Below are 871 nucleotides of genomic sequence, written 5' to 3' on the forward strand. Positions count from 1 at the left end.
ACGCTCAAGACCGGCGGTGCCGCGATCACGCTGGGCAATGCCGGCAACGACGTCACCACGCTGGACCTGCGCTCGCGGAATGCTGCCGACACCGCCGATGAGGCGGGGGCGCTCAGCTACACCGACGCGACGGCGCTCGACCTCGCGGCGTTGCGCACCACCAGTACGGTGTCGATCACCAGCGGCGGTGCGCTGACTCAGAGCGGTGCGCTGACGGTTGGCGGAACCTCGTCCTTCACCGCGGGTGCCAACGCGATCACGCTGGGCAACGCCGGCAACGCGCTGACCGGTGCGGTGACGCTGAGCAACAGCGGGACCAACGACGTGTCGCTGACCAATACACTGGCGACCTCGTTCAGCGGCACGGTGGGTCGTAATCTCACGGTGAGCAGCGGCGGCGCGCTGAGCCAAAGCGGTGCGCTGACAGTTGGCGGAACCTCCTCGTTTACTGCCGGTGCCAATGCGATCACGCTGACCAACGCCGGCAACGCGCTGACGGGCGCGGTGACGCTGAGCAACAGCGGGACCAACGACGTGTCGCTGACCAACACGCTGGCAACGTCGCTGAACGGTACGGTGGGTCGCAATCTCACGGTGAGCAGCGGCGGCGCACTGACCCAGAGCGGTGCACTGACGGTTGGCGGAACCTCCTCGTTTACCGCCGGTGCCAACGCGATCACGCTGGGCAACGCCGGCAATGCGCTGACCGGTGCAGTGACGCTGAGCAACAGCGGGACCAACGACGCGTCGCTGACCAACACGCTGGCGACCTCGCTGAGTGGCACGGTCGGGCGCGATCTGACGGTGAGCAGCGGCGGGACGCTGGGCTTCGGCGCGACGACGGTGGGCCGCACCCTGACGGCCACGGCGA

Annotated in this window: 1 protein-coding gene; it reads left to right on the forward strand. The window is 68.3% G+C overall.

All coding sequences use genetic code 11. From position 1 onward, the window contains the following. On the forward strand, nucleotides 1–871 hold an 871-nt coding region (locus CRT60_RS35990; RefSeq protein WP_425290386.1), incomplete at both ends, for a beta strand repeat-containing protein.

It is taken from the genome of Azospirillum palustre (assembly GCF_002573965.1).
Taxonomy (GTDB): domain Bacteria; phylum Pseudomonadota; class Alphaproteobacteria; order Azospirillales; family Azospirillaceae; genus Azospirillum; species Azospirillum palustre.